At 73.7% G+C, this 22712-nt stretch carries 18 protein-coding genes; 6 read left to right on the forward strand and 12 right to left on the reverse strand.

Annotation, left to right across the window (positions count from 1 at the left end):
• The first annotated feature begins 89 nt into the window (after positions 1-89).
• The 6 genes from LXT23_RS21550 to LXT23_RS21575 all read left to right on the forward strand — a co-directional run bounded on the left by LXT23_RS21550 (position 90) and on the right by LXT23_RS21575 (position 8219).
• On the forward strand, positions 90-1793 hold the full coding sequence (locus LXT23_RS21550) for an ATP-binding protein (RefSeq protein ID WP_253982100.1): 1704 nt from the start codon (positions 90-92) through the stop codon (positions 1791-1793).
• Positions 1794-1852: 59 nt separating this feature from the next.
• Complete coding sequence (locus tag LXT23_RS21555) at positions 1853-3334, forward strand: potassium/proton antiporter (RefSeq protein ID WP_253982101.1); 1482 nt, start codon at positions 1853-1855, stop codon at positions 3332-3334.
• A gap of 104 nt (positions 3335-3438) precedes the next feature.
• On the forward strand, positions 3439-3813 hold the full coding sequence (locus LXT23_RS21560) for a response regulator (RefSeq protein ID WP_253982102.1): 375 nt from the start codon (positions 3439-3441) through the stop codon (positions 3811-3813).
• Positions 3814-3886: 73 nt separating this feature from the next.
• Complete coding sequence (locus LXT23_RS21565; RefSeq protein ID WP_253982103.1) at positions 3887-5671, forward strand: monovalent cation:proton antiporter-2 (CPA2) family protein; 1785 nt, start codon at positions 3887-3889, stop codon at positions 5669-5671.
• Between the two features lie 222 nt (positions 5672-5893).
• On the forward strand, positions 5894-6556 hold the full coding sequence (locus LXT23_RS21570) for a hypothetical protein (RefSeq protein ID WP_253982104.1): 663 nt from the start codon (positions 5894-5896) through the stop codon (positions 6554-6556).
• Between the two features lie 163 nt (positions 6557-6719).
• Positions 6720-8219, forward strand: coding sequence for a PAS domain-containing sensor histidine kinase (locus LXT23_RS21575; protein ID WP_253982105.1), 1500 nt, complete (start codon positions 6720-6722; stop codon positions 8217-8219).
• A gap of 43 nt (positions 8220-8262) precedes the next feature.
• On the opposite strand, the gene LXT23_RS21580 is transcribed toward LXT23_RS21575, so the two are convergent.
• The 12 genes from LXT23_RS21580 to LXT23_RS21635 form a co-directional block, all read right to left on the reverse strand.
• On the reverse strand, positions 8263-9432 hold the full coding sequence (locus tag LXT23_RS21580; protein WP_253982106.1) for an MBL fold metallo-hydrolase: 1170 nt from the start codon (positions 9430-9432) through the stop codon (positions 8263-8265).
• Entirely contained in the window at positions 9429-10031 is a 603-nt protein-coding gene (locus LXT23_RS21585; RefSeq protein ID WP_253982107.1) for a TetR/AcrR family transcriptional regulator, read from the reverse strand. Before LXT23_RS21585 ends, LXT23_RS21580 begins: the two co-directional genes overlap by 4 nt.
• 33 nt (positions 10032-10064) lie before the next feature.
• On the reverse strand, positions 10065-10439 hold the full coding sequence (locus LXT23_RS21590) for a response regulator (protein ID WP_253982108.1): 375 nt from the start codon (positions 10437-10439) through the stop codon (positions 10065-10067).
• Positions 10440-10466: 27 nt separating this feature from the next.
• Entirely contained in the window at positions 10467-11591 is a 1125-nt protein-coding gene (locus LXT23_RS21595) for a PilZ domain-containing protein (protein ID WP_253982109.1), read from the reverse strand.
• Positions 11592-11773: 182 nt separating this feature from the next.
• The gene (locus LXT23_RS21600; RefSeq protein WP_253982110.1) at positions 11774-12739 is read right to left on the reverse strand and encodes a fatty acid desaturase family protein; all 966 of its coding nucleotides are present in this window, start codon (positions 12737-12739) and stop codon (positions 11774-11776) included.
• Between the two features lie 126 nt (positions 12740-12865).
• Positions 12866-13912, reverse strand: coding sequence for a chemotaxis-specific protein-glutamate methyltransferase CheB (cheB, locus tag LXT23_RS21605; protein ID WP_253982111.1), 1047 nt, complete (start codon positions 13910-13912; stop codon positions 12866-12868).
• Entirely contained in the window at positions 13909-14733 is an 825-nt protein-coding gene (locus tag LXT23_RS21610) for a CheR family methyltransferase (protein WP_253982112.1), read from the reverse strand. The genes cheB and LXT23_RS21610 overlap by 4 nt, the downstream gene beginning before the upstream one ends.
• Positions 14734-14743: 10 nt before the next feature.
• The gene (locus tag LXT23_RS21615) at positions 14744-17113 is read right to left on the reverse strand and encodes a HEAT repeat domain-containing protein (RefSeq protein WP_253982113.1); all 2370 of its coding nucleotides are present in this window, start codon (positions 17111-17113) and stop codon (positions 14744-14746) included.
• Positions 17110-19659, reverse strand: coding sequence for a methyl-accepting chemotaxis protein (locus tag LXT23_RS21620; protein WP_253982114.1), 2550 nt, complete (start codon positions 19657-19659; stop codon positions 17110-17112). Before LXT23_RS21620 ends, LXT23_RS21615 begins: the two co-directional genes overlap by 4 nt.
• The gene (locus LXT23_RS21625) at positions 19640-20086 is read right to left on the reverse strand and encodes a chemotaxis protein CheW (protein ID WP_253982115.1); all 447 of its coding nucleotides are present in this window, start codon (positions 20084-20086) and stop codon (positions 19640-19642) included. The genes LXT23_RS21620 and LXT23_RS21625 overlap by 20 nt, the downstream gene beginning before the upstream one ends.
• On the reverse strand, positions 20083-22149 hold the full coding sequence (locus LXT23_RS21630) for a chemotaxis protein CheA (RefSeq protein ID WP_253982116.1): 2067 nt from the start codon (positions 22147-22149) through the stop codon (positions 20083-20085). Before LXT23_RS21630 ends, LXT23_RS21625 begins: the two co-directional genes overlap by 4 nt.
• Positions 22146-22523: a response regulator gene (locus tag LXT23_RS21635; protein ID WP_253982117.1), complete on the reverse strand. Its 378-nt coding sequence runs from the start codon at positions 22521-22523 to the stop codon at positions 22146-22148. The genes LXT23_RS21630 and LXT23_RS21635 overlap by 4 nt, the downstream gene beginning before the upstream one ends.
• Positions 22524-22712: the final 189 nt, after the last annotated feature.

A 22712-nucleotide genomic window follows, 5' to 3' on the forward strand; every position in this document is an offset into this window, starting at 1 on the left:
GTAAAAAGCCCTTCCGGCCCGTCAGGCCCTGGATGGTTCCAGGGCCCGGGAGTGTCATGATGGGGCGCCTCGTTTCAGTTCGGCCACGCATGGAAGCCCCTCCCCCCTCCGCCCTCGCGTCCGCGTTCACCCTACTCCCGGAGCCGGCCTATGTGCTGGATGGTGCCGGCCGGGTGGCGGCGTGCAGCGCGGCCGGGGCGCGGACGCTGGCCCGGCTGCCCGGAGCGCTGGTGGGCAGGCACTGGGGCGAGCTGGGCCTGCCGGCGGAGGACGTGGCGAAGCTGGAGACGGCGCGCGCCCGGGCGCTGTCCAGCGGAGCGCCCCGTGACGTGGAGCTGTCCTGGCCCACCGAAGCAGGCCCGCGCCGGCATGTGCTGGTGGTGACGCCGCTGCCGGCCGAGGCCACCGGGAGCCCTTCCGTGCTGGTGACGGCGCGGGCGCTCACCGAGGCGGAGGCGGTGTACTCGCGCGCGCTGGAGCTGGAGCAGCTGGCGCGCTCGGAGGTGGAGCAGGCCGAGCGGCGGCGCTCCTTCCTCTACCAGGCGATGACGACGCTCTTCACCCACCCGCCCGACCCGCAGGGCATGTACACGCTGCTGGCCCACCTCGCCGTCCCGGACCTGGCGGACTGGTGCCTGGTGGACGCGCTGGAGCAGGGCCCGTGGGTGGCGCGCGTGGCGGTGGCCTGCCTGGACCCGGCGCAGCAGGGGCGCACCCGCGCGCTGCCCCCGCGCACGGAGCTGCGCGACGACGCGCCGGTGGGCCTGTCGCGCGTGCTGCGCACCGGGGAGTCGGAGCTGGTGCCCGCGGTGACGGACTCGCTGCTGCGCGCGGCGGCGGCCGAGCCGGCCCACCCCGCGCTGCTGCGGCTGTTGCAGGCGCGCTCGTACATGATTGTCCCCCTGCGCGCGCGCGGCCACACGCTGGGCGCGGTGACGTTCGTCGCCTCGGGCTCCGGGCGGCGCTACGGGCCGGAGGACCTGGCGCTGGCGGAGGACCTGTGCCTGCGCGCCAGCCTCGCCATCGACAACGCGCGGCTGGTGGGCGAGTCCCGCCGCGCCGCGCGCGCCCGCGAGGACCTGCTGGCCGTCGTGTCCCACGACTTGAAGAACCCGCTGGGCGTGGTGCAGTTGGGCGCGGCGCTGCTCCTGCGCGGCGCGGGCAGCAAGCCCGGCGGGGAGAGCGTGGCGAAGCAGGCCACGCGCATCCAGGACGCGACGGACCGGATGTCGCGCCTCATCTCGGACCTGCTGGACTGGGGCCGGCTGGAGGCCGGAGGGCTGCCCCTGGAGTGGGGCGAGCACTCCGTGCCGGCGCTCGTCACCGAGGCGCTGGAGTCCATCCGCCCGCTGGCCGAGGCCAAGGGCCTGCACCTGGACGCGGAAGCCCCGGCCGGCGACGTGCGCGCACGCTGCGACCGGGTGCGGGTGCTCCAGGTGCTGGGCAACCTCCTGGGCAACGCCGTGAAGTTCACCCCCGCCGGAGGCCGCCTCATGGTGGGGGCCACCGCGCGCGGCGGCGAGGTGTCCCTCCACGTGCGCGACTCCGGCACCGGCATCGCCCCCGAGGCGCTGCCCCACATCTTCGACCGCTACTGGCAGGCGCGCGACGCGGCCAGCCGCGGCACCGGCCTGGGGCTGGCCATCGCCAAGGGGCTGGTGGAGGCCCACGGCGGCACCATCCGCGCGGAGAGCACTCCGGGTGCGGGCAGCCTCTTCACCTTCACCCTCCCGCTGGCCACCGGCTCCGGCCTGGCGCTGCCTCCGCCCGCGCGCACGGCGACGGACGCCTGACACTGGCGCGTCAGCGTCCCGCTCCCCCTCGCCGGCTGGCATAGAGTCCCGGCCCACTCATGCCCAGCGCGGAGCCGTTTCCCACCGCACTCCTCCTCACCGCCTGTGGCGTCCTGCTGGCGCTGAGCGTCCTGTTCAGCCGGGCCTCCGGCCGCTTCGGCATCCCCGTGGCGCTGCTGTTCCTGGGCGTCGGCATGGCGGCCGGCTCGGACGGGCCGGGCGGCATCGAGTTCAGCGACTACGGCCTGGCCTTCCGGCTGGGCACGCTGGCGCTCGTGCTCATCCTCTTCGACGGCGGCCTCAACACGCCGCTGGCCGCCATCCGCTCCGCGCTCCGCCCGGCGGCGGTGCTGGCCACGTTGGGCGTGGTCGTCACCGCGGCGGTGATGGGCGTGGCGGCCCACCTGCTGTTCGGCTTCGACTGGCCGGTGGCCATGCTGCTGGGGGCCATCGTCTCCTCCACGGACGCGGCGGCCGTCTTCTCCGTGCTGCGCGGCAGCGGGCTGCACCTGAAGCGGCGCGTGGGCACCACGCTGGAGCTGGAGTCCGGCCTCAACGACCCCATGGCCTTCATCCTCACCACCGCGCTGACGCTCAGCCTGGTGGACGGGAAGCAGCCCGGCTGGGAGCTGGTGACGGGCACGGTGGTGCAGATGGTGGTGGGCGCCGGCCTGGGCCTGGGCATCGGCTGGGCCGGGCGGCAGCTGCTCAAGCGCCTGCGCCTGCGGGCCGCGGGGCTGTACCCGGTGATGACGCTGGCCCTGGCGCTGCTGGCCTTCGGCGTGCCCACGCTGCTGCATGGCAGCGGCTTCCTGGCCGTCTACATCGTCGGCATCGCCCTGGGCAACGAGGCCATCCGCTACCGCACGGGCCTCTTGCGCGTGCACGACGCGCTGGCGTGGCTGTCCCAGGTGGGCATGTTCCTGGTGCTGGGGCTGCTCGTGTTCCCCGAGGCGCTCCTGGACGTGGCGTTGGAGGGGCTGGGGCTGGGGCTCGTGCTCGCCTTCGTCGCGCGGCCGCTGGCGGTGCTGCTGTGCCTGCTGCCCTTCCGCTTCCCGGCGCGGGAAATCCTCTTCACCGGCTGGGTGGGCCTGCGCGGCGCGGTGCCCATCATCCTGGCCACCTTCCCCGTGCTGTCCGGCGCCCCCGGCGCACGGGAGGTCTTCAACATCGTCTTCTTCATCGTGGTGGTGAACGGGCTCATCCCCGGCGCCACCGTGCCGTGGGTGACGCGCAAGCTGGGGCTGGCGGCCAACGTGCCCGAGCCGCCCCAGGCCGTGCTGGAGATTGCCTCCACCCAGCTGCTCAACGGCGAATTGAGCGCGTTCCACATCGGCTCCGCGTCCGCCGTGGCGGGCGAGCGCATCTCCGACCTGCCCTTCCCCCAGGGCTCGGCCGCCATGCTCCTGGTGCGAGGCACCGAGCTGCTCGCGCCCCGGGGCGACACCGTCTTCCAGACGGGGGACCACGTCTATGTGTTCTGCCACTCGGAGGACCTGCCGCTGATACGCCTGCTATTCGGTCAGCAGGAGGATGAGTAGTTCTCCACCCGCCGTGCGTCCTCGTGAGGCGGGGACAGGCCGGGGGACAGGGGGTAGACTTCCGGACGCCAGCAGCCCGGCTTGATGAGGTGAGGGTGGGACCCATGCGCCGCGAGCACGCCCAGCATTCCATCCTGGTCGTCGAAGACGACCAGGACATCCGTGAAGCAGTGGCCGAGCTCCTGGAGCTCGAGGGCTACACGGTCCACAGCGCGAGCAACGGCCAGGAAGGGCTCAGCGTGCTGGCCACCCTGCGGCAGCCCTGCCTCATCCTCCTGGATTTGATGATGCCCGTGCTGACGGGCTACGAGTTCCTGGAGCGCCTGCGCGTGACGGGCACGCAGTCCCTGGTGCCGGTGCTCATCATGACGGCCAGCCACGTCACGGAGCCGCCCACCGGCGCCGCGGGCCTGCTGCGCAAGCCGGTGGAGATGACGCAGCTGCTGGCGGCCATCTCCCGCTACTGCACGCACGCCTGAGCCGGGAGGGCGCCCCGGGGCTTTGGGGCCCCTGGATTGCCGTTGGCGCGCCGTCCGTGCGAGGAAGGGCCCCATGTCCTTCATGCATCAGGCGCTCGTCTTCCTCGGCGCGGCGGTGGTGGCCGTTCCCCTGTTCAAGCGGCTCGGCCTGGGGTCGGTGCTCGGCTACCTGGCGGCGGGCGCGGTCATCGGCCCCTGGGGCCTGAAGCTCGTCACCGACGTGGAGAGCATCCTCCACGTCTCCGAGCTGGGCGTGGTGCTGCTGCTGTTCGTCATCGGCCTGGAGCTGCAGCCCTCGCGCCTGTGGGAGCTGCGGCGCTCCGTCTTCGGCATGGGCGGCGCGCAGGTGCTGCTCACCGGCGCGCTGCTGTCCGGGGCGGGCCTGGCGCTGGGCCTCACGCCGGGGGCGGCCGTCATCGCCGGCTTCGGGCTGTCGCTGTCCTCCACGGCCTTCGCGCTCCAGCTGCTGGCCGAGCGCAACCAGCTCACCACCGGCTACGGGCGGCTGGCCTTCGGCATCCTCCTCTTCCAGGACCTGGCGGTGATTCCGCTGCTGGCCATGCTGCCGCTCCTGGGCGCGGGCGGCGAGGTGTCCTCCGAGCCGGGCTGGCTCACCGGCCTCAAGGTGGTGGGTGTGCTGGTGGCGGTGGTGCTGGTGGGGCGCTACCTGATGCGCCCGGTGTTCCGCGCGGTGGCCTCGTTCCACAGCCCGGAGCTGTTCACCGCGACGGCGCTGCTGGTGGTGGTGGGCACCGCGTCGCTGGTGAGCGCGGTGGGCCTGTCCATGGCGCTGGGCGCCTTCCTCGCCGGCGTGCTGCTGGCGGAGTCCGAGTACCGCCACGAGCTGGAGGCGGACATCGAGCCCTTCAAGGGCCTGCTCTTGGGGCTGTTCTTCATCGCCGTGGGCATGTCGGTGAGCCTGGGGCTCATCGTCGAGCGGCCGTGGGTCGTCACGGGCCTGGTGCTGGGGCTGGTGGCGCTCAAGGGCGCGGTGCTGTACGGGCTGGGGCGCTGGAGCCTGAAGCAGGACGAGCCGGCGCTCAGCCTGGGCATCGTCATCTCGCAGGGGGGCGAGTTCGCCTTCGTGCTCTTCGCGCTGGCGGTGTCGTTCCGGGTGATGGACCGGGCGCTGGCGGACCTGCTCGTGGTGGTGGTGGGCCTGTCGATGGCGACCACGCCGCTCCTGTACGCGGCGCACGAGCGGTGGCTGCGCCCGCGCTTCGCGAAGAAGGCGGAGGCGCGCGCGTTCGACGTGGCGCCGGAGGAGGACAACCCGGTCATCATCGCGGGCTTCGGCCGGGTGGGGCAGATGGTGGGCCGCCTGCTGCGCCTCAAGCGCATCGGCTTCACGGCCATCGACGCGAGCCCGGAGCACATCGACTTCATGAAGCGCTTCGGCAGCAAGGTCTTCTACGGCGATGCGTCCCGGATTGACCTGCTGCGGGCCGCGCGCGCGGAGAAGGCGAAGGTGTTCGTGCTGGCCATCGACGACGTGGAGGCGTCCGTGCGCACGGCCCAGACGGTGAAGGAGCACTTCCCGCACCTGACCATCTTCGCCCGCGCGCGCAACCGCGTGCATGCGTACCGGCTGCTGGACATGGGAATCGAGCACGTGATGCGCGAGACGTTCGCCGGCAGCCTGGAGATGGGCGGCGACGTGCTCCAGGAGCTGGGCCTCACGTTCTCCGAGAGCCACCGCATCGTGGAGCGGCTGAAGGAGCACGACGAGAAGCTCCTGCGCGAGACGGCGAAGTACCACACGGACGAGGCGAAGCTGGTGGAGATGGCCGCCCGCGCCCGCAAGGAGCTGGAGAGCCTCTTCGAGCAGGACGAGGCGGAGCAGTCGAAGTCGGCGTGAGGCCTCCTCCGCTCCCAAACCGCCCCCACCCCCGTTTTCCACACCAATCACAGGGATTCCCTGTTTACAGCCGGCCCGCATTCAACATGGGCGCATTCCTCCGTCACTGGTGCACCCTCTGGGGACCGCCGTGTTTCTCCTCGCGCGGCCCACTGTAACGCGCAGTGCAGAGCGGCCCGGTGGCATCGCGTGAGGCGGGGAGCGGAGTATGGTTCCTGCCGGATGTGCTCCCCGCTTCCCGCACTCCTCACCTTCGCCCTCTCCAGCGCGCCCGGCCCCGCGCAGGAGACGGCCCCCCTTCCGCGCGCGCTCGCGGCGGAGCTGGGCACCAGCGTCGGCCTGCTCACCGGGGGCCATGTCCTCGACGGCGGCCACTCGCGCGACACGTACCTCGCCAACAGCACCGCCGCGCGCTACCTCCTCGGCGGCTTCACGCTCGACGGCGGACTCCTGTCGCTGCTCCCCCTGGGGGACGCGGGCCCGGGCGCCAGCACCAGCCTCACCGCGCGCCTCGGCTACACCGGTGAGCGCTGGAGCGTCGTCGGCGGCGCCGTGCTCCGTGTCGGCTATACCGGCGAGCCGCTCCTCCGGCTGCGGCCCTCCGTGAAGGGCCTCTACCGCCTGGGACCCGTCGCGCTGGAGGCCGGTGTCCTCGACGCGCACGGCCAGGTGCCCGCGCATCTGGGTGCCGCCTACGGGCCCGTGGGCCTCGCGTACGTCTTCCCCCTGGGCGGCCGAGCACACGTGGACCTTCCCCTCGCCGCCCGCGCGGGCCTGCGCATGGAGGGCTTCCTCTTCCAGTATGGGGACGTGCTCACCTCGCTGCTCACCGTGGGCGTCGTGGGCCGCCCCGCCGCGTCCAGCCGTGCAGGAGGGAGCTCGTGAAAAGCCGACGCGACCCGGGCATCCCACTGTTCGTTGAAGAGAACAGGAGGGCGGAGGCTCCAGGAAACCGGAGACCGGACGACCTCCGTAGCCATGTCGCGTTCCCATCGATGTCCATGTTCACCCCTTGAAGGCCCCCGGCCGACCGCGGAACCGAAGACGCATGGCACCCACCTCCGCCAAGAAGCGCCAGCGCCCCCCGGTCGCGCCCCCCTCCGAGGCGCCCGCCGTGCCGCTCCATGCGCTCCTGGAGGGCCTGCCGGACGCCTTCTTCATGGTCGACGCGACCTGGCGCTTCTCCTACGTCAGCCCCCGCATGGCGGAGCTGCTGGGCGACGGCGTCGGCCCCGGCGATGACCTGCGCCGCGCCTGCCCCACCCTGCTGGAGCTGCGCCGCCACCTGCGCTTCGAGGAGCCCGCCACCGGACAGCCGACCGTGCGCTTCGAGCACGGCTGGCCGGACCGGGACTTGTGCTTCGACGTCCGCATCCGCCCGGTGGAGGGCGGCCTGCTGGTGCACTGCCGCGACATCACCGGCGAGCGCCGCGCGAAGGAGGAGCTGCGGCGCACCAGCGAAATCTTCCGCGCCATCCTCGAGGGGACGACGGACGCCGTCTACACCAAGGACCTGGACGGCCGGTACCAGATGATCAACACCGCCGGGGCGAAGGCGGTGGGCCTCAAGGCCGAGGCCATGGTCGGCCACACGGACTCGGAGCTGTTCCCGCCGGAGGTGGCGCGCACCAACATCTCCAACGACAGGGAGGTGTTCGCCTTCGGGCGCACCGTCACCTACGAGGACGCGCAGCCGGGCGTCGAGGGCCCGCGCGTGTGGCTGTCCACCAAGGGCGTGCTGAAGGACGCCGAGGGCAAGGTGTTCGGCCTGTTCGGCATCAGCCGAGACATCACCCAGCGCAAGTGGGCGGAGGAGGAGGCGCGCCGGCACGCGGAGTTCCAGGAGCAGCTCATGGGCATCGTCAGCCATGACATCCGCAGCCCGCTGGGCGCCATCATGAACTGGTCCCGCGTGCTGGCCGAGGCCGGCACCGCGGAGGAGGCGAAGCAGACCAGCAAGCGCATCGCCACCGCGGCCGTGCGAATCGAGCGCCTCACCCGGCTCCTGCTGGACTTCACCCGCACGCGGCTGGTGGGCGGCGTCGCCATCGAGCCGCGCCCCATGGACCTGAAGGATTTGTCCGCGAAGGTGGCCCACGAGTTCCGCGTGGCCTTCCCGCAGCGCGTGGTGGAGGTGGAGCACAAGGGCAACACCGCCGGCACGTGGGACCCGGACCGGCTGGGCCAGGTGGCGTCCAACCTGGTGGAGAACGCGCTGAAGTACAGCCCGGCGGACAGCCCGGTGCGCCTGGCGGTGCGCAGCGTGCGCAACAAGGTGGTGCTCGAGGTGAGCAACGCCGGCCGCCCCATCCCCGACAACCTGCTGCCCCACCTCTTCGAGCCCTTCCGCCGCGGCCCGCAGACGGCCCGCACGCTGAAGATGAGCTACGGGCTGGGGCTCTACATCGTCCGGGAAATCGTCCAGGCCCATGGGGGCACCATCGAAGTGACGTCCGCGGAGCAGGAGGGCACCACCTTCACGGTGACGCTGCCGCGCCGCTCGGAGCCGACGAAGCCCCACGGCCCGCCGCAGGGCCCCCGCACGTAGCCTCCTGGGCTCCGAGCCCGGAGCCCGGACGCTCGGGCAGCGCTCAGTTCATCTGCGTCGCGACGATGGGGTCCTGCTCCGCCGTCTGCCAGGGCAGCTGCGGCCACCAGCGCTCCAGCGCGGGCAGGGCCCCGGGCTCGAAGCTCTGGCCCGGCCTGGGCACCACCGCCGTCACGCCGGCCCGCTCGGACGCCGCGAGCACCCGCTCCACCGGCTCCGTCCAGCCGTGGAAGGCCAGGTTGAACAGGCCCCAGTGCACCGGCAGCAGCACGCGGCCGCGCACCAGCTGGTGGGCCCGGACGGCCTGCTCGGGGCCCAGGTGCCAGTCGGGCCAGGCGCTGCCGTAGGCGCCCGCCTCAATCATCGTCAGGTCGAAGGGCCCCAGCTTCTCGCCGATGTCGCGCATGGCCGGGAACAGCCCCGTGTCGCCGGAGAACCAGACGCGATGCTGGGGGCCGAGCAGCGCATAGCTGGCCCACAGCGTCGCGTCGTTGTCGATGACGAGCCGGCCCGAGGCATGGCGCGCCGGCGTGGCGACAATCTCCAGCCCCTTCACCTTCGTGCGCTCCCACCAGTCCAGCTCGACGATGCGCTCGGCGGGCACGCCCCAGTAGGCCAGGTGCGCCCCCACGCCGAGCGGCACGATGAAGGTGGTGTCCCAGCCCTTCATCGCGGTGATGGTGGGCTCGTCCAGGTGGTCGTAGTGGTCATGGGAGATGAGCACGGCGTCGGGCTTCGGCAGCGCGTCCAGCGCGATGAGCGGCCCGTACCAGCGCTTCGGCCCCACCGTGCTCAGCGGCGACACGCGCTCGCCCCACACCGGGTCGGTGAGGATGCGGTAGCCGTCCACCTCCACCAGCAGCGTGGAGTGCCCCAGCCACGTGACGCGCAGCCCGGTGGCCGGCGGCGTGGCGAAGCGCTCCGGGCCCGCGCGCACCGTGGGCAGCGGGATGGAGGGGTTCGCATCCGCGCTGGCCTTGAAGGCCCCCGTCACCGAGCCCCAGAAGTCATTCTTCAGGGGCTGCGGGTTCACGAAGCGCGCGTCGCCGCCCCACTGCGGGGACTTCGCCATCCGCGCGCGCCGCTCACCGTCCGCCCGGCGGCCGAACGCCCTCCACCCGTCCACCAGCGCGGCCACCACCACCGCGACGAACAGCACGCCCAGCCCCAGGGCCACCCGACGCGGCCAGCTCCGCTGCTTCCCGTTCTTCATGAGGTTTCCCCGAGTGGCACGCACACGGCGCGCACGGCGACCGTCATCCGCTCCACGAAGACATCCCGGCTGGGGCAGCCATGCTTGAGCCCCCGTGCCGTCGCCTGCAGCGTCTCCGCCAGCTGGCGTGCCGTGAGGCCGGACGCCTTGTAGCCGGCCATCAGCCCGGACGCGCGGAGCGCCTTCGCCACGGCCTCCACGAACTGGCCTTCGAACTGCTCCACCAGGGGGAGGATGTCGCCCCCCGCCTCGGCGAGGTCCGACGCGCCCGCGCCCACCATCCCCACGTACCGGCCCGTCGTCTCGTCGAACGCGCGCACCAGCCGGGCCTCCAGCCGGAGCGACGCGTCCCCGAGCGCGGCGGTGGCCGCCTCCAGCGAGCCGTCCAGCGTGTGCTGGACGGTGGCCCGGAACAGCTCCTCCTTCGTCGCGAAGTGCAGGTACAGCCCCTGCCGCGACACCTGCGCGGCGCGCGCCACCTCGTCCATGGACGTCTTGCGGAAGCCGTAGCGCAGGAACACCGTCAGCGCGGCGTCCAGCAGCTTGTGCTGGCGCGCGTCATCGGCCGGCCTGGGCACGGGGTGGGGGTCGGGAGCCATTCCCGACAGATTTGACAATGTGGACTCAGATTGTCAATCGAGATGGCGGCGCAGCAGGGCGGACAGCTCGGAGGCCTCGAAGGGCTTGGCCAGGTAGTCGGTGCACCCACTGTCGAAGCCTGCCTGCACGCTGCGGGGCTCGGAGCGGCTGCTGCAGAGGATGATGGGGGTGCGGCGGGTGGAGTCGCGGCCGCGCAGCGCCCTGCACGTCTCGAAGCCGTCCAGGTGCGGCATGACGATGTCCAGGAACACCAGGTCCGGCCGCTCCACCTCGGCGCGCGCCAGCGCCTCCATGCCGTCCCTGGCGGTGACGACCTCGTAGCCCAGCTCCGCCAGCATCACCTGGTGCAGCAGCAGCACGGTGCCCGAGTCGTCGACGAGCAGGACCTTCTTGCGTCGCAGGGACATGGTGCCTCCAGGGGAGGACAGCGGCCTTCAGAGCGAGGCGAAGCCCTGGCACAGCTGGCGCAGGTGCATGAGGCGCGGCGGGCCCATGCCCAGGAAGCGCACGCCCATGCCATAGGGGTACGCCAGGCCGGCCCTCGGGGCGAAGGGGTTGGCCCAGGCCACCACGCCATGCGTCTCCAGCCGCTCGCGCGTGGTGGGCAGGATGATGCGCAGCCGCACCGACGTGCCCGGCCGCGCCGGCACCAGCGTGCGGATGAACAGCCCGCCGGGGCTCAGCGCGCTGGAGAAGCCGGACGTCCACTCCGCCGTCTGCGGGCCGCTCTCGCCGAACTCCACCGGACAGCAGAAGGGCACCCGCTCGTCCGCGCGCAGCGAGGCCAAATCCCTGTCCAGCACCGCGTGGATGCGCGGCAGGAGCGCCGCCAGCCCCGGGGCCCGCGTCCCCACGCCCACGGCGACGGTGAGCGCCGGCACGCCCTCCAGCAGCGGGTGCGCGCGCAGCGTGGACAGCAGGCGCAGCGCGCTCAGCGTCCCCTCTCCGGAGACGAGCACCAGGTGGGGCGCCACGCCGTGCTCGCGCACCCGGGCCACCGCGCCCTCCGCCGTGACGCTATAGAGGAGGTGGTGGCCGCAGGCCTCCAGCAGCGCGCCCAGCCCACCCCAGGCGCTCGGCCCGCTGGCGCCCGCCAGCAGCAGCACCCGGGGCTCGTGGCGCGGCGTGGGCCGGGCCTGGGGTGGGACGCCGGTGAGCGCCTCCAGCCGGGCCCGCAGCTCGGCGTCGCGCAGGGGCAGCAGCACGCAGTCCTCCACGCCCTCGGCCTCGCCGGCCTCCAGCACCTCCGCCGGCGTGCCCTCCTCCACCACCAGCGCCACCGGCACCGCCGCCGTGGCGGGCCGCGCCCTCAGCGCCCCCAGGCGGCCTCCCGCGCCACCCACCTGCCGCCAGTGCACCAGCACCAGCGTCGGCCGGGCGCGCGACAGCTCCGGAAGGGCGGCGTCCAGCGAGGACACCTGCAGCGACTCACAGCGCAGCGAGCGCGTCGCCCTCGCCAGCGACAGCCACGACTCACCCGCGGCGCCCACCCACAGCACCCGCGCCGGCGCGGCTGCCTGCGCAGGCGAAGGACGGACGGGTCCTGGAGCCGTCATCATGCGGTGCCTCCATGTCGTGGATTGCCCCCCCGGCCCCGCCCATCTCGCAGACTGCGAGATATGAGAAACGGTCACACGGTGAATACTCCCCCTGGTCTGATTCCAGAGAGAGATGGGGAATACCAGACACAGACGGCGGCCCGGGAGGCCGGTGGACGACATCCCGGTGAGACGTCAGTGCATCAGACGCGGGCGACGTTGACACCCGAGTCGACGGCCTGGAGCTCGTCGCCGAAGGCCACGTCCACCTTCTCACCCGTGGGCGGCTCGTAGGGCGCGCGGCCCACCTGCTTCGTGCCGAAGCGGGGGAGGAAGGGCGCCGCCACGTAGCTGCGGAAGCACCAGCCGAAGAAGCTGACCGGCTTGAGGTCCGGGTGGATTTCGGCCTCCACCTTCGCGTGCGCCTCCGGCAGCAGGCTCCAGTGCTGGCCCGGCATCTCGTGGTGCGCGGTGTGGAGGCCGTTGTTGAAGAGGAAGAAGTTGATGAGGCGGCCAGTGAAGCTGCGGCTGTGGTTGTGCTCGCTCCAGGGGTCCGTGTGGACGTGCTGGATGTAGTTGAAGAACATGATGGTCCACAGCGAGAAGAACGCTGGAATCAGGAAGGCGAAGGCCCAGATGCGGGCGCCGCCGGCCACGCCGTGCAGCACCATGGCCAGCCCCAGCAGCGCCGCGTGCGTGCCGCCCCAGATGACGTACTGGAAGATGATTTGACGGAACAGCGGCCGGTTGCGCTCGCGGGCCTTGTCGATGAAGGCCTTCGTCGGCTCCTGCTGCCAGTACGTGGAGACGAACGGGAAGAGGAAGGCCACCAGGAAGTTGTGCTTCTTGGAGTAGCGCCACGTAATCGTCGCGTCGCCCGCCTTGTTCACGAACTTGTGGTGGTTGAGGTTGTGCGTCGGAATCCACACGAAGGTGGGGTAGCCGTAGAACAGCGACAGCCACATGCCCATCGCCTCGTTCAGCTTCCGGTTGCGGAACGTGGGGCTGTGGTTGTGGTTGTGGGCGATGACGCCCGCGGACAGGGCCAGGTAGCAGGAGACCGGGCACAGGTAGGGGATGAGCTCGGGGGCCGCATACATCGACAGGGCCACCACGGGCATGAAGAGGCACCAGAGCATGGTCCTTCGGTCAGCAGCGTAGCGGAGCATGGGGCGGATACTGCCCCAGGCGCCCGCCGCGGCCAAAAACATCCGTGCGACTTTGGAAGGGGCTCGTCAGGCCGCCAGGGATGTAGGCGCCCTGGCACTGCCCGTCCTACCCGTGCGCGGGGGCGCTCAGCGGACGTGCCGCTCCAGCAAGGCCACCAGCTTCTCCAGGGGGGCGGTGTCGGTGGCGAGCCCGGCCTCCTCCACCGCGCGCGGCATGCCGTACACCACGCAGGAGGACTCGGCCTCCGTGAGGACGGTGCCGCCCGCGCCGCGGATGGCGCGCGCACCGGCCAGCCCGTCATCCCCCATGCCGGTGAGCACCACCCCCACCGTGTCCGCGCCCCAGGTGAGCGCGGCGCTCTCGAAGAGGACGTCCACCGAGGGGTGGTGGGGCATGCGCAGCGGGTGCCTGTCCAGCCGGGCGAGGCTGAGCGCGCCGTGCCGCTCCACCTTGAGGTGGTGCCCGGCCTTCGCCAGCACCACGCGCCCCGGCCGCAGCTCCATGCCGTCCTCCGCCTCCACCACCTCCAGCGGGCTGTGCGCATTCAGCCGCCGCGCCACCGCCTCCGTGTAGCCGGTGGGGATGTGCAGCGCGAGCGCCACCGCCGCGGGGAAGTCCGCGGGCAGCGTCGCCAATAGCCGCGTGAGGGCCTGGGGCCCGCCTGTGGAGGTGCCCACCACCACCAGGCGCCGGGAGGGCGCGAGCACGCCGGACGGGGACGGCGCGCCGCCGGCCAGCGAGACGTCCGCGGGCGGGCGCGCCACCGCGAGCGCCGCCGTGCGCACCTTCGCCACCAGCTCCCCGCCCAGCTCGTAGAGGCGGTCCGTGGCGAGCGCGGTGGGCTTGCTCACCAGCTCCACGGCGCCCGCCTGGAGGGCGGCCACCGCCAGCTCGCTCTCCTCGCCCACGCTGCTCACCACCACCACGCGCGGCGCGCCAGGCGTGGTGGCCAGCGCGCGCAGCACGCCCAGCCCGTCCAGGCCCGGCATCACCAGGTCCAGGGTGAGCACGTCCGGGGCCAGCTCGGCCACCTTCTCCAGCGCGTCCAGGCCGTCGCGCGCGGTGCCCACCACCTCCAGCCCCGGCGCGTTGGCGAGCACCTGCCGCAACACCTTGCGCGCGAAGGCGGAGTCGTCCACCACCAGGACGCGAATGGAGGAAGCAGCCGTCACGGACCCGCCTTGGTATAGAAGAACGCGCCGCGCCGCTCCTCGCACGTCAGCGCGGTGCCGAAGCGCAGCAGGGACTCGGAGGTTCCTACCAGCAGGTGCCCGCCGGGCACCAGCGCTCGAGTGAGGGCCTCTACCACCCGGCGTGCCGTGTCGTCCTGGAAGTAGATGAGGACGTTGCGGCAGAGGATGGCGTCGAAGGTGCCCAGCCCCATCACGGCGGCCGCGTCCACCAGGTTGATGCGCCGCCAGTCCACCGCCGCCACCAGCTCCGGCCGCACGCGCGGGCGCCCGTCCCGCACCTCCAGCCAGCGCCCCTCCACGCCCGGCGGCAGCGCGCGCAGGGCGCGCAGGTTGTGCTCGCCCTCGCGGGCCCGCTCCAGGGCGCGGGTGCTCAGGTCGCTGGCCACCAGCTCCACGTTGGTCAGCAGGCCCCGGTCCGCCAGCATCATCGCCAGGGTGAGGGGCTCCTCGCCGGTGGAGCACGCGGCGCACCACACCCGGGGCCGCCGGCCGGCCCGCACCTCCGGCTCGATGAACTCGTCCACCAGCACCGTCAGCGACTGCGCCTCGCGGAAGAAGTACGTCTCGTGCACCAGCAGCGAGTCCACCAGCCCGTCCAGCGCCTCGGAGCCCGCCGGGTCGTACCGGAGGAAGTAGTAGTAGTCGAGCAGCGAGTCGAAGCCCGCGTCCAGGGCGCGCAGGGACACCTTGTCCGCCAGCAGCTCGCGGTCCTCCGGCCCGTAGTGCAGCCCCGAGCGCTGCTCGATGAGGGCGGAGAGAATCGCGAAGACCTGCGGCGACATGGTGAGCGAGGAGGACATGGCTCCCCGCTCAGCGGCCCAGCGCCAGCAGACAGGCCCGGCGCACTTCCGGGTCCTCGTCGTGAGTGGAGGCGCGCTCCAGCGCCTCGCGGGCCTCCACCGTGGCCAGCGCCGCCACGGCCGGGGCCGCGGCGCGGCGGCCCGCGGGGCTGGCGGCCACCAGCGTCTGCAGCAGCGCGGCGCGCGCGTCCGCCCGGTGCATGCGGGCCAGCGACGCCACCAGCAGCGACGCCGTCATCTCGTCCGCCGCCTCCAGCGCGGTGAGCAGCCCGGGCAGCCGCCCGTCCACGGGCAGCGCCAGCGCACTCACCACCCGCTCGCGCAGCGTCATGTCCCCCAGCAGGGACACCAGCGCCTGCGTGGCGGGCACGCCCGGGCGGGTGGCGAGGAAGCCCACCGCCGCGCTGCGCACGCTGTCGTCCCGGTCGCTGGCGGCGCGCAGCAGCGCGGGCAGCGTCTCCGCCGTCTCGTACTCGGCCACCGCGGACAGGGCCACCAGGCGGGTGGCGGCATCCTCGGAGGCCACCGCCTCCATCAGCACCGGCAGCGCGTCCGGGCGCCGGGCCACGCCCAGGCCCAGCAGCGCCGCGCGCCGCACGTCCGCGTCCGCGCTGGAGGCCGCGCGCCGCAGCGCCGCCATGGCCCCTTCGGTGTGCATGTGCGCCAGCGCGTCCACCACCGCCACGCGCACCTGGCCCGCGGAGTCGTCCGCCAGCGCGACGATGGCGTCCGCGGCGGCCTCCTCGTTCAGCTTCCCCAGCGACTGGCACGCGTAGTAGCGCACCCACGGGTCCCTGTCGTTGAGGCCTCCCAGCAGCGTGGAGGTGATGCGCGCCTCCTTCTCCGTCTGTCCCAGCGCGCGCATGGCCGCCGCGCGCGTGCGCTCGGACTCGTGCTGGGCCGCGGTCAGCAGCGCGTCCACCGCGCGCGGGTCCTCGATGAAGGGCAGGCCGTAGATGGCCGCGTCGCGCAGCCGCTCGTCCGGGTCCCTCATGGCCTGCAGCAGCACCTCCAGCCCGCGCGGGTAGCCGAAGTACGCGATGATGCGCAGCGCCGCGCGGCGCAGGCGCCCGTCCGGCGAGCGCGCCGCCTGGAGCGCCAGCTCCTCCGTCGCCTCGCTGCCCAGCGACTGAATCGCCCCCACGGAGGCCTGCACCACGCGCGGGTCCTCGTCCACCAGTCGCCGGAAGAGGGCCGGCACCGCCTGCGGGTCACCGATGCGCGACAGCGTCTCCGCCGCCAGCGCGCGCACCGACGCGTCCCGGTCATCCAGGCACAGCAGCACCTCCGGCACCGACGCCGTCCTGCGGCCCACCAGCGGCAGCAGCACGCGGCGGCGGGCGCTGTCGCCGTCGCGCAGCGCCTGGAGCAGCTGAGCGTCCGCGTCCGAGCCCAGCTCCGCCAGCCCAGTGGCCGCCGCGCGCGCCACCGCCGGGTCCGCCGCGTCCAGCAGCTTCAGCAGGCCCGCCGCGGCGTCCTGCCCGCCCACCCAGCCCAGGAGCCGCGCCAGCGCCACCTTCTCCGCCGAGTCCGCGCCGTTGATGCCCTGCGACAGCCGGCGGCCCAGCAGGGCCCCGTCCCCATCCGCCCGCAGCGAGGACTGCACGGCGCGCGCCCCGCCGAAGCGCTGCACCTGCGCCTCGTGGATGTCCACCAGCGCCACCGCCGCCACGCGCACCAGCGCGTCATTGCCCTTGCGCAGCAGCCCCACCAGCGCGGGCACCGCCGCCTCCTGGCCGGTGCGCCCCAGCGCTCGCGCCGCCTCCAGCGCGTAGAAGGGGTCCGACAGCAGGCCCAGCAGCGCCGGCACGACGATGGGGTCCCCGCAGCGCCCCAGCACGTCGATGGCGGGGAAGATGCGGAAGAAGTTGCCGCTGCCCAGCGCCGCCAGCAGCGCGTCCACCGCGGCCCCGCCGCCCACGCGGCCCAGCGCCTCAATCGCCGCCACGGCGACGTTGTCGTCGGCGTGGACGGTGAGGCGGGCCAGCAGCGGCACGGAGCGCCGGCTGCGGCGGCGCCCCAGCACCTGGGCGATGTCGCAGACGACGGCGGGGTTCTGACCCTCCGCGAGCGGCTCCAGCGACACCTCCACGTCGCCGGAGGAGGCCACCAGCGCCTCCACCGCGGCGGCCAGGCGCGCCTCGCTGTCGCGGCGGTGGCTCAGCACGTCGCGCAGCGGCGGCACGGCCACCGTGCCCAGCCGGGCCAGGGCGCCCACCACCGCGCGGCGCACCGCCCAGCTGGGGGCATCCAGCCCGTCCATCAGCAACTCCAGGCTGCCGGCACCCCTGCGCGCCAGCTGCTCCACCTGCTCCACCTGGGCCCGGTCATCCGCCGACAGCGAGAGCGGATGGGTGCTCGCTGAAGAAGTCGCTGTCACGCCTTCTGCTCCCGGGGCCTGACGGCCCCTTCCTCGGGCTTGCGCGTGACACCGAGCGCGCCATTGAGCCGCGCCAGGCTGTCCGCCTGCTCTCCCTGAAGCCGCGTGAGCTGGGACAGCCGCCCGGCCACCTCGCGCACCTCGGCGGCGGTGGTGGTGGCGGCCCGGACCTGCTGCTGGGTGGAGCCGAGGATTTCCCGGGCGCGCACGCGCATCTCCTCCACGCTGCGCGCCAGCTCGTCCGTGGCGCCGGAGGACTCCCGGGTGGCCCTCGCCACGACGGCCACGCCCTGCGTCTGACGGGTGGCCGAGCCGGTGAGGCCCGTGAGCGCCTCCGTCTGCTCGTCCAGCGCGCGCGACGTCTGCTTCGCCACGCGCCGCACCTCGTCCGCGCCCTTCACCAGCCCGATGAGCGCCTGCGCCTGCTCGTCCGTGGCGCGCGTCACCTCCGCGGCCAGCTTCGCCACCTGGCGGCTGGCCACCTCGCCCTGCTTGAGGGCGCGGGCCTGCTCCGACATGCCCCGGGCGGACTGCGCCACCTGCTTGCGCGTCTCCTCCATGGCCTTCGTCACCTCCACGGCGGCCTTGGCCTGCTCGGCCAGCCCCAGCAGCGTGCGCTGGGTGGCGGCCGACGCCTCCTGGGCCAGGGTGCTCACGGCCGTCACGTCCTTGCTCTGCGCCGCCACGCCCGCGCTCACGCCCTGCACCAGCTGGCGCATCTGCGCGGAGCCCTTGGCCAGGTCCGCGGCCGCCGCCGCCTGCTCCTGCATCGCCCGCGACACCTTCTGCGCCACGTCCGCCAGCTGGCCGTTGGACTTCACCGCGTCGCGCAGCGCGCGCGCCTGGTCCGCCGTGGCCTGCGTCGTCTGCCGCGCCATGCGCCGCATCTCCGCGCCGCTCTGGGCCAGCGACTGTGCCGCCTGCGCCTGCTCCGACGCCGAGACGGAAATCGTGCGGCCCTGCTCGCTCACCTTCCCGGTGGCCTGGGCGAGGGCCTGCACCGCCTGCACCTGCTCGGCGGAGGCGCGCGACACCTCGCGCACGTTCTGCCCCAGGTCGTCCACGCCCTTGAGGATGGTGGACAGCGCCCGCTCCGCGTCCGTTGCCAGCGCCGCGCCCTCGTCCGCCGCGCGCACGCCCTCGCCGGTCGCCGTCGCCGCCTCGCGCGCCGTCGTCTGGAGGCCCCGGACGATTTTCGCCACGTCCGCGCTGGCCGCCGCCGCGCGGTCCGCCAGGGCGCGAATCTCCTCCGCCACCACCGCGAAGCCGCGCCCGTGCTCGCCCGCGCGCGCCGCCTCGATGCTGGCGTTGAGGGACAGGAGGTTGGTGCGGTCCGCGATGAGGTTGATGGTCTGGACGATGTCGCCAATCTCCTCGGCGCGCTTGCCCATCTCCTTCATGACGCCCGACGACTCGACGATGGACTGGCGGATGCGGCCGAAGCCGGCGATGGAGCGCGTCACCGTGGCGCCGCCCTCGCGCGCGGTGGTGCCCACGCGCTCGGCGGTGGCGCGCGCCTCCTCCGTCATCTGGGCCACGCGCCGCGTGGACGTCTCCAGTTGCGCGGAGGCGGAGGCGCTGCTGGCCGCCAGGGTGTTGATCTGCTCGGCGGCGCGGGCCACGTTCTGCGCGGAGCGGGCCAGCTGCTCAATCGTCGCGGCGTTGGCGTCCACCACGGCGGCGTTCTTCTCCGCGGTGGAGGCGACCTCCTCCACGCTGGCGGCCACCTCCTCCACGGTGGAGGCGGTGGAGGCGGCGTGCGCCTCCAGCGTGCGGGCGTTCTCCGCCACGCCGCGCACGCTGCGCGCCAGCTCCTCGGTGGTGGAGGCCGTGTCCTCCACGCTGGAGGCCATGGCGGTGGCGTCGCGGGCCACGTCGGCCAGCACCCGGCCGATGCCCCCCACCGCGTTCATCACCTGCGCCACGCGCTCGCCCACCGCCTGCGAGTCCGCGGACAGGCGGGTGATGCCCTTGGCCATCTCCTCGGCGGTGGCGGCCACCTCTTCGGTGGCGGCGGCGCTGGACTGGTTGCGGGCGACGAGGTCCGCCACGGTGGCGTTCATCTCCGTCATGGAGGCCAGCAGCTCCTCGCTGGAGGCGGCCAGGTCCTCCGCGTTGGCGCTCACGCCCTTCACCGAGCGCGTCACCTCCTCCACGGTGGCGGCGGTGGCGTCCGCGGACGCGGCCAGGTGCGCGGCGTCCTTGCGCACGCCGGCCACGGAGGCGCTCACCTCCTGGAGCGAGCCCGCGGTGGCCTCCACCTCCTGCTGCACCGCGCGCGCGGAGTCGCTCGTGGTGCGCTGGCCACGCACGAGCTGCTGCACCGCCGCGCTCGTCTGCTCCACCTGCGCGGCCACCGACTCGATGGCGACGCGCACCTGCTCGGAGGCGGCGGCCTGCTCGTTGCCGCTGGCGGCCAGCCGCGACGCCAGCCCCTCCACCGCCTGCACCAGGCCGGCGCTCTCGTTCACGCTGCGCGCCGCGCCCTCGGCCAGGCTGCGCGCGTCCTCCAGCGCCACGACTCCGTTACCGCTTTCCGTCGCCATCCGGCGTCTCCTCCCCGATGACTCGAGGGAAATCGATGAGCATCACCAGCCGCGGCCCCACCTGGGCCACGGCCTTCACGAACCCGCGCGCTCCCTCCACGACCAGGGGAGGGGGTGGCCTCACCTGGGCCGGGTCCAGCTTGAGGACCTCGCGCGCGCTGTCCACCAGGAGCCCCACCGTCCTGTCGCCGAGCTGTCCCACCACCACGCGGGAGTCCAGCGTGTGCTGCCCGGGCGACAGCCCGAAGCGCGTGCGTGCATCCACCACGGGGATGACGCGGCCCCGCACCTGCACCAGCCCGGCGACGTGCGCTGGGGCCCCTGGCACCGGGGTGGCGCCCGTGAAGCTCTCCATCTGCAGCACGTCCGCCGCGGGCAGTGCGTACTCGGCCCCGTCTACCTTGAACACCACGTGCAGCACGCTCATGTCGCGCGCTCCCTTCCCGAGCCGGGCGCCAGGCTGCTTGCGGCGCCGTTGCGCGCCGCCCCCAGCGTCGCCAGGTCCAGCACCAGCGTGGGCCGGCCATCCCCCAGGTCGGTGGCACCCGCCACCCCGGGCACGCGCACCAGCGGGTCCTCCAGCGGGCGCAGGACGATTTCCTGCTGGCCGAGCAGCCGGTCCACCGCGAAGGCCACCGGCTCACCGCGCTGGCGGACGACCAGGGCCTTGGCGCCCGGCCCGCCGCGGCCATCCGGGCGCTGGCGGCCCAGCAGCGTCTCCAGGGCCAGCACCGGCACCGCGCTGCCCCGCCGCTCCACCAGGGTCACGGCGCCGCCGCTGCCGCCGCCCGGAGAGCGCACCAGTCGCGCCGGGTCCACCTCGATGAGCTCCTCCACCGAGCCCACCGCCACCGCGTAGCGCAGGCCGGCGCACTCGAAGACGAGCGCGTCCAGCAGGGTAATCGTCAGCGGCACGCGCAGGCGGAAGGCGGTGCCGGCGCCCGGGCGCGTCTCCATGCGCAGCTCCCCGCCGAGCTGGTCCACGATGATGCGCCGGACGATGTCCATGCCCATGCCGCGGCCGCTGGTGGCGGTGGCGGCGTCGCGGGTGGAGAAGCCGGGGCGACACAGCACCTCCAGCAGCGCGTCCATCGTCTGGGGCACCGGCATGCCGGCGCGCGCGGCCACCGCCCGGGCGTCCACGCCGCGCCCGTCGTCCTCAATCAGGATGTCGAGCAGCCCGCTGGAGCGCGCGTCGCACGCCAGGCGCACCAGCCCCTCCTCGGGCTTGCCCGCGGCGCGGCGCTCCTCCGGGGACTCCAGCGCATGGTCCACCGCGTTGCGCACCAGGTGCACCAGCGCGGGCAGCAGCCGGTCCGCCACGGCCTTGTCCAGCTCCGCGTCGCCCACGGCCAGCTCCAGCCGCACCGCCTTGCCCGTGCTGCGGCGCAGGCCGCGCACCAGCAGGGGCAGCCGCTCCAGCACGTCCCCCACCCGCACCATGCGCAGGCGGATGATGGCGGCGCGCATGTCGCGCAGCTGGCGCCCGTTCTCCTGGAGGATGGCCACCAGCTCGCGCGTGGGCGCCCCGGCGGCCGTCAGGTCCGCCACCGCGCGGGTGAGCCGCGAGCGGTTGACGACGAGCGCCGCCAGCCGCTCCAGCGCCTCGTCCAGGCGGGACACCTCCACCCGCAGCGTGCCGCCGCCCCGGCGCTGCTCCTCGGGCTCCTCCTCCACCAGCGAGGGCGGCAGCTCGGGCTCCGGCGCCGGCACGGGGCCGGGCGCGGTGGCGGTGAGCGCGTGCACCGTGGCGGGCTCCCCCCCGGCCGCCTCCACCAGCGCGGCGTCGGGGGCGTCGGTGAGCAGCAGCAGCGCGAAGGTGAGCGAGCCGCCGCCCGCGGCTGGGCCGGACAGGGGCAGCACCTTGACGGTCTCCCCCAGCTTCGCCACGCGCTCGCGCACGCTGTTGATGGTGATGCCCCGGGCGGCGCGCTCGGCGTTGGGGACGAAGTCCAGCCGCACCGCGCGGCGGCCGGGGCCGGCGCCCGTGGTGAGCTGCTCGCGCTCGGCGGCGGACAGGCGCGCGGCGAGCGTGGCCTCCAGCTCCAGCGGGACGGGCGCGGGCTTCGCGGGGGCGGTGCCCAGGGCCACGGCCTCCAGCGCCTCCAGGCGCTCCAGCAGCCCCGGGGGCACGGGCGAGGCCTGCTTGCCCGCGGCGAGCTGCCGCACCCGCTGCTCGATTTCGCGCAGCCCCTCCATCAGGGGCTCCACGCTGGACTCGGGCAGCCGGCCCCCGGCGCGGTCCGCGTGGCGCAGCGACGTCTCCATCCAGTGGGCGATGGAGACGATGGGCTCCACGTCCACCATGGCGGACAGGCCCTTGATGGTGTGCAGCGCCCGGAACAGCTCGCGCACGGCGCGCGGGAGCGGGATGCCCCGGCGCACGCTGGCCTCCACGGCGAGCAGGTGGCGGTTGGCCGCGCCGAGCAGCTCCTCCGCCTCCGCCAGGTACGCCGGCAGGAAGTCCGCGAGGTCGACCGAGGCGGTCACCCGCGCTTCTCCTCCAGCAGCCCTCGCGCCTCGGAGAGGATGGCGTCTGGCGTGAAGGGCTTCGTCATGAAGCGGCTGGCGCCCGCCTCCAGCGCGCGGGTGCGCGACGTCTCGTCCCCGCGCGTGGTGACGATGATGATGGGCAGGTGGCGCAGCCGGTCCTGGCTGCGCACGAACTCCACCACCTCGATGCCGCCGATGTCCGGCATGTTGAGGTCCAGCACGAGCAAATCGTAGGGCTGCAGCGACAGCCGCTCGATGGCCTCCAGCCCGCTGGACGCGTGCGTGAAGGTGAGGCCCGGATAGGGCCGCAGGCAGGCGACGACCATGTCGCGCATCACCTTGCTGTCATCGACGACGAGCACCTCTGGCATGGCTTCCCCTGGAAACGGGCACCGACCCTAAAGCGATTCCGTGAAGTTCAAAGCAATGGCCGTACATAGGCCCATCCCAGCGCCCAGTGGCGGACAATCGTACGAAGGGATGACGCCCGGTCCGGACGGAGCGTCACGCGACGGCCGCTCTCCAGGTGAGGGGACACCGTGCGCCCGGTCGTCCCGTCG

It is taken from the genome of Pyxidicoccus xibeiensis (genome assembly GCF_024198175.1).
GTDB classification, from domain to species: domain Bacteria; phylum Myxococcota; class Myxococcia; order Myxococcales; family Myxococcaceae; genus Myxococcus; species Myxococcus xibeiensis.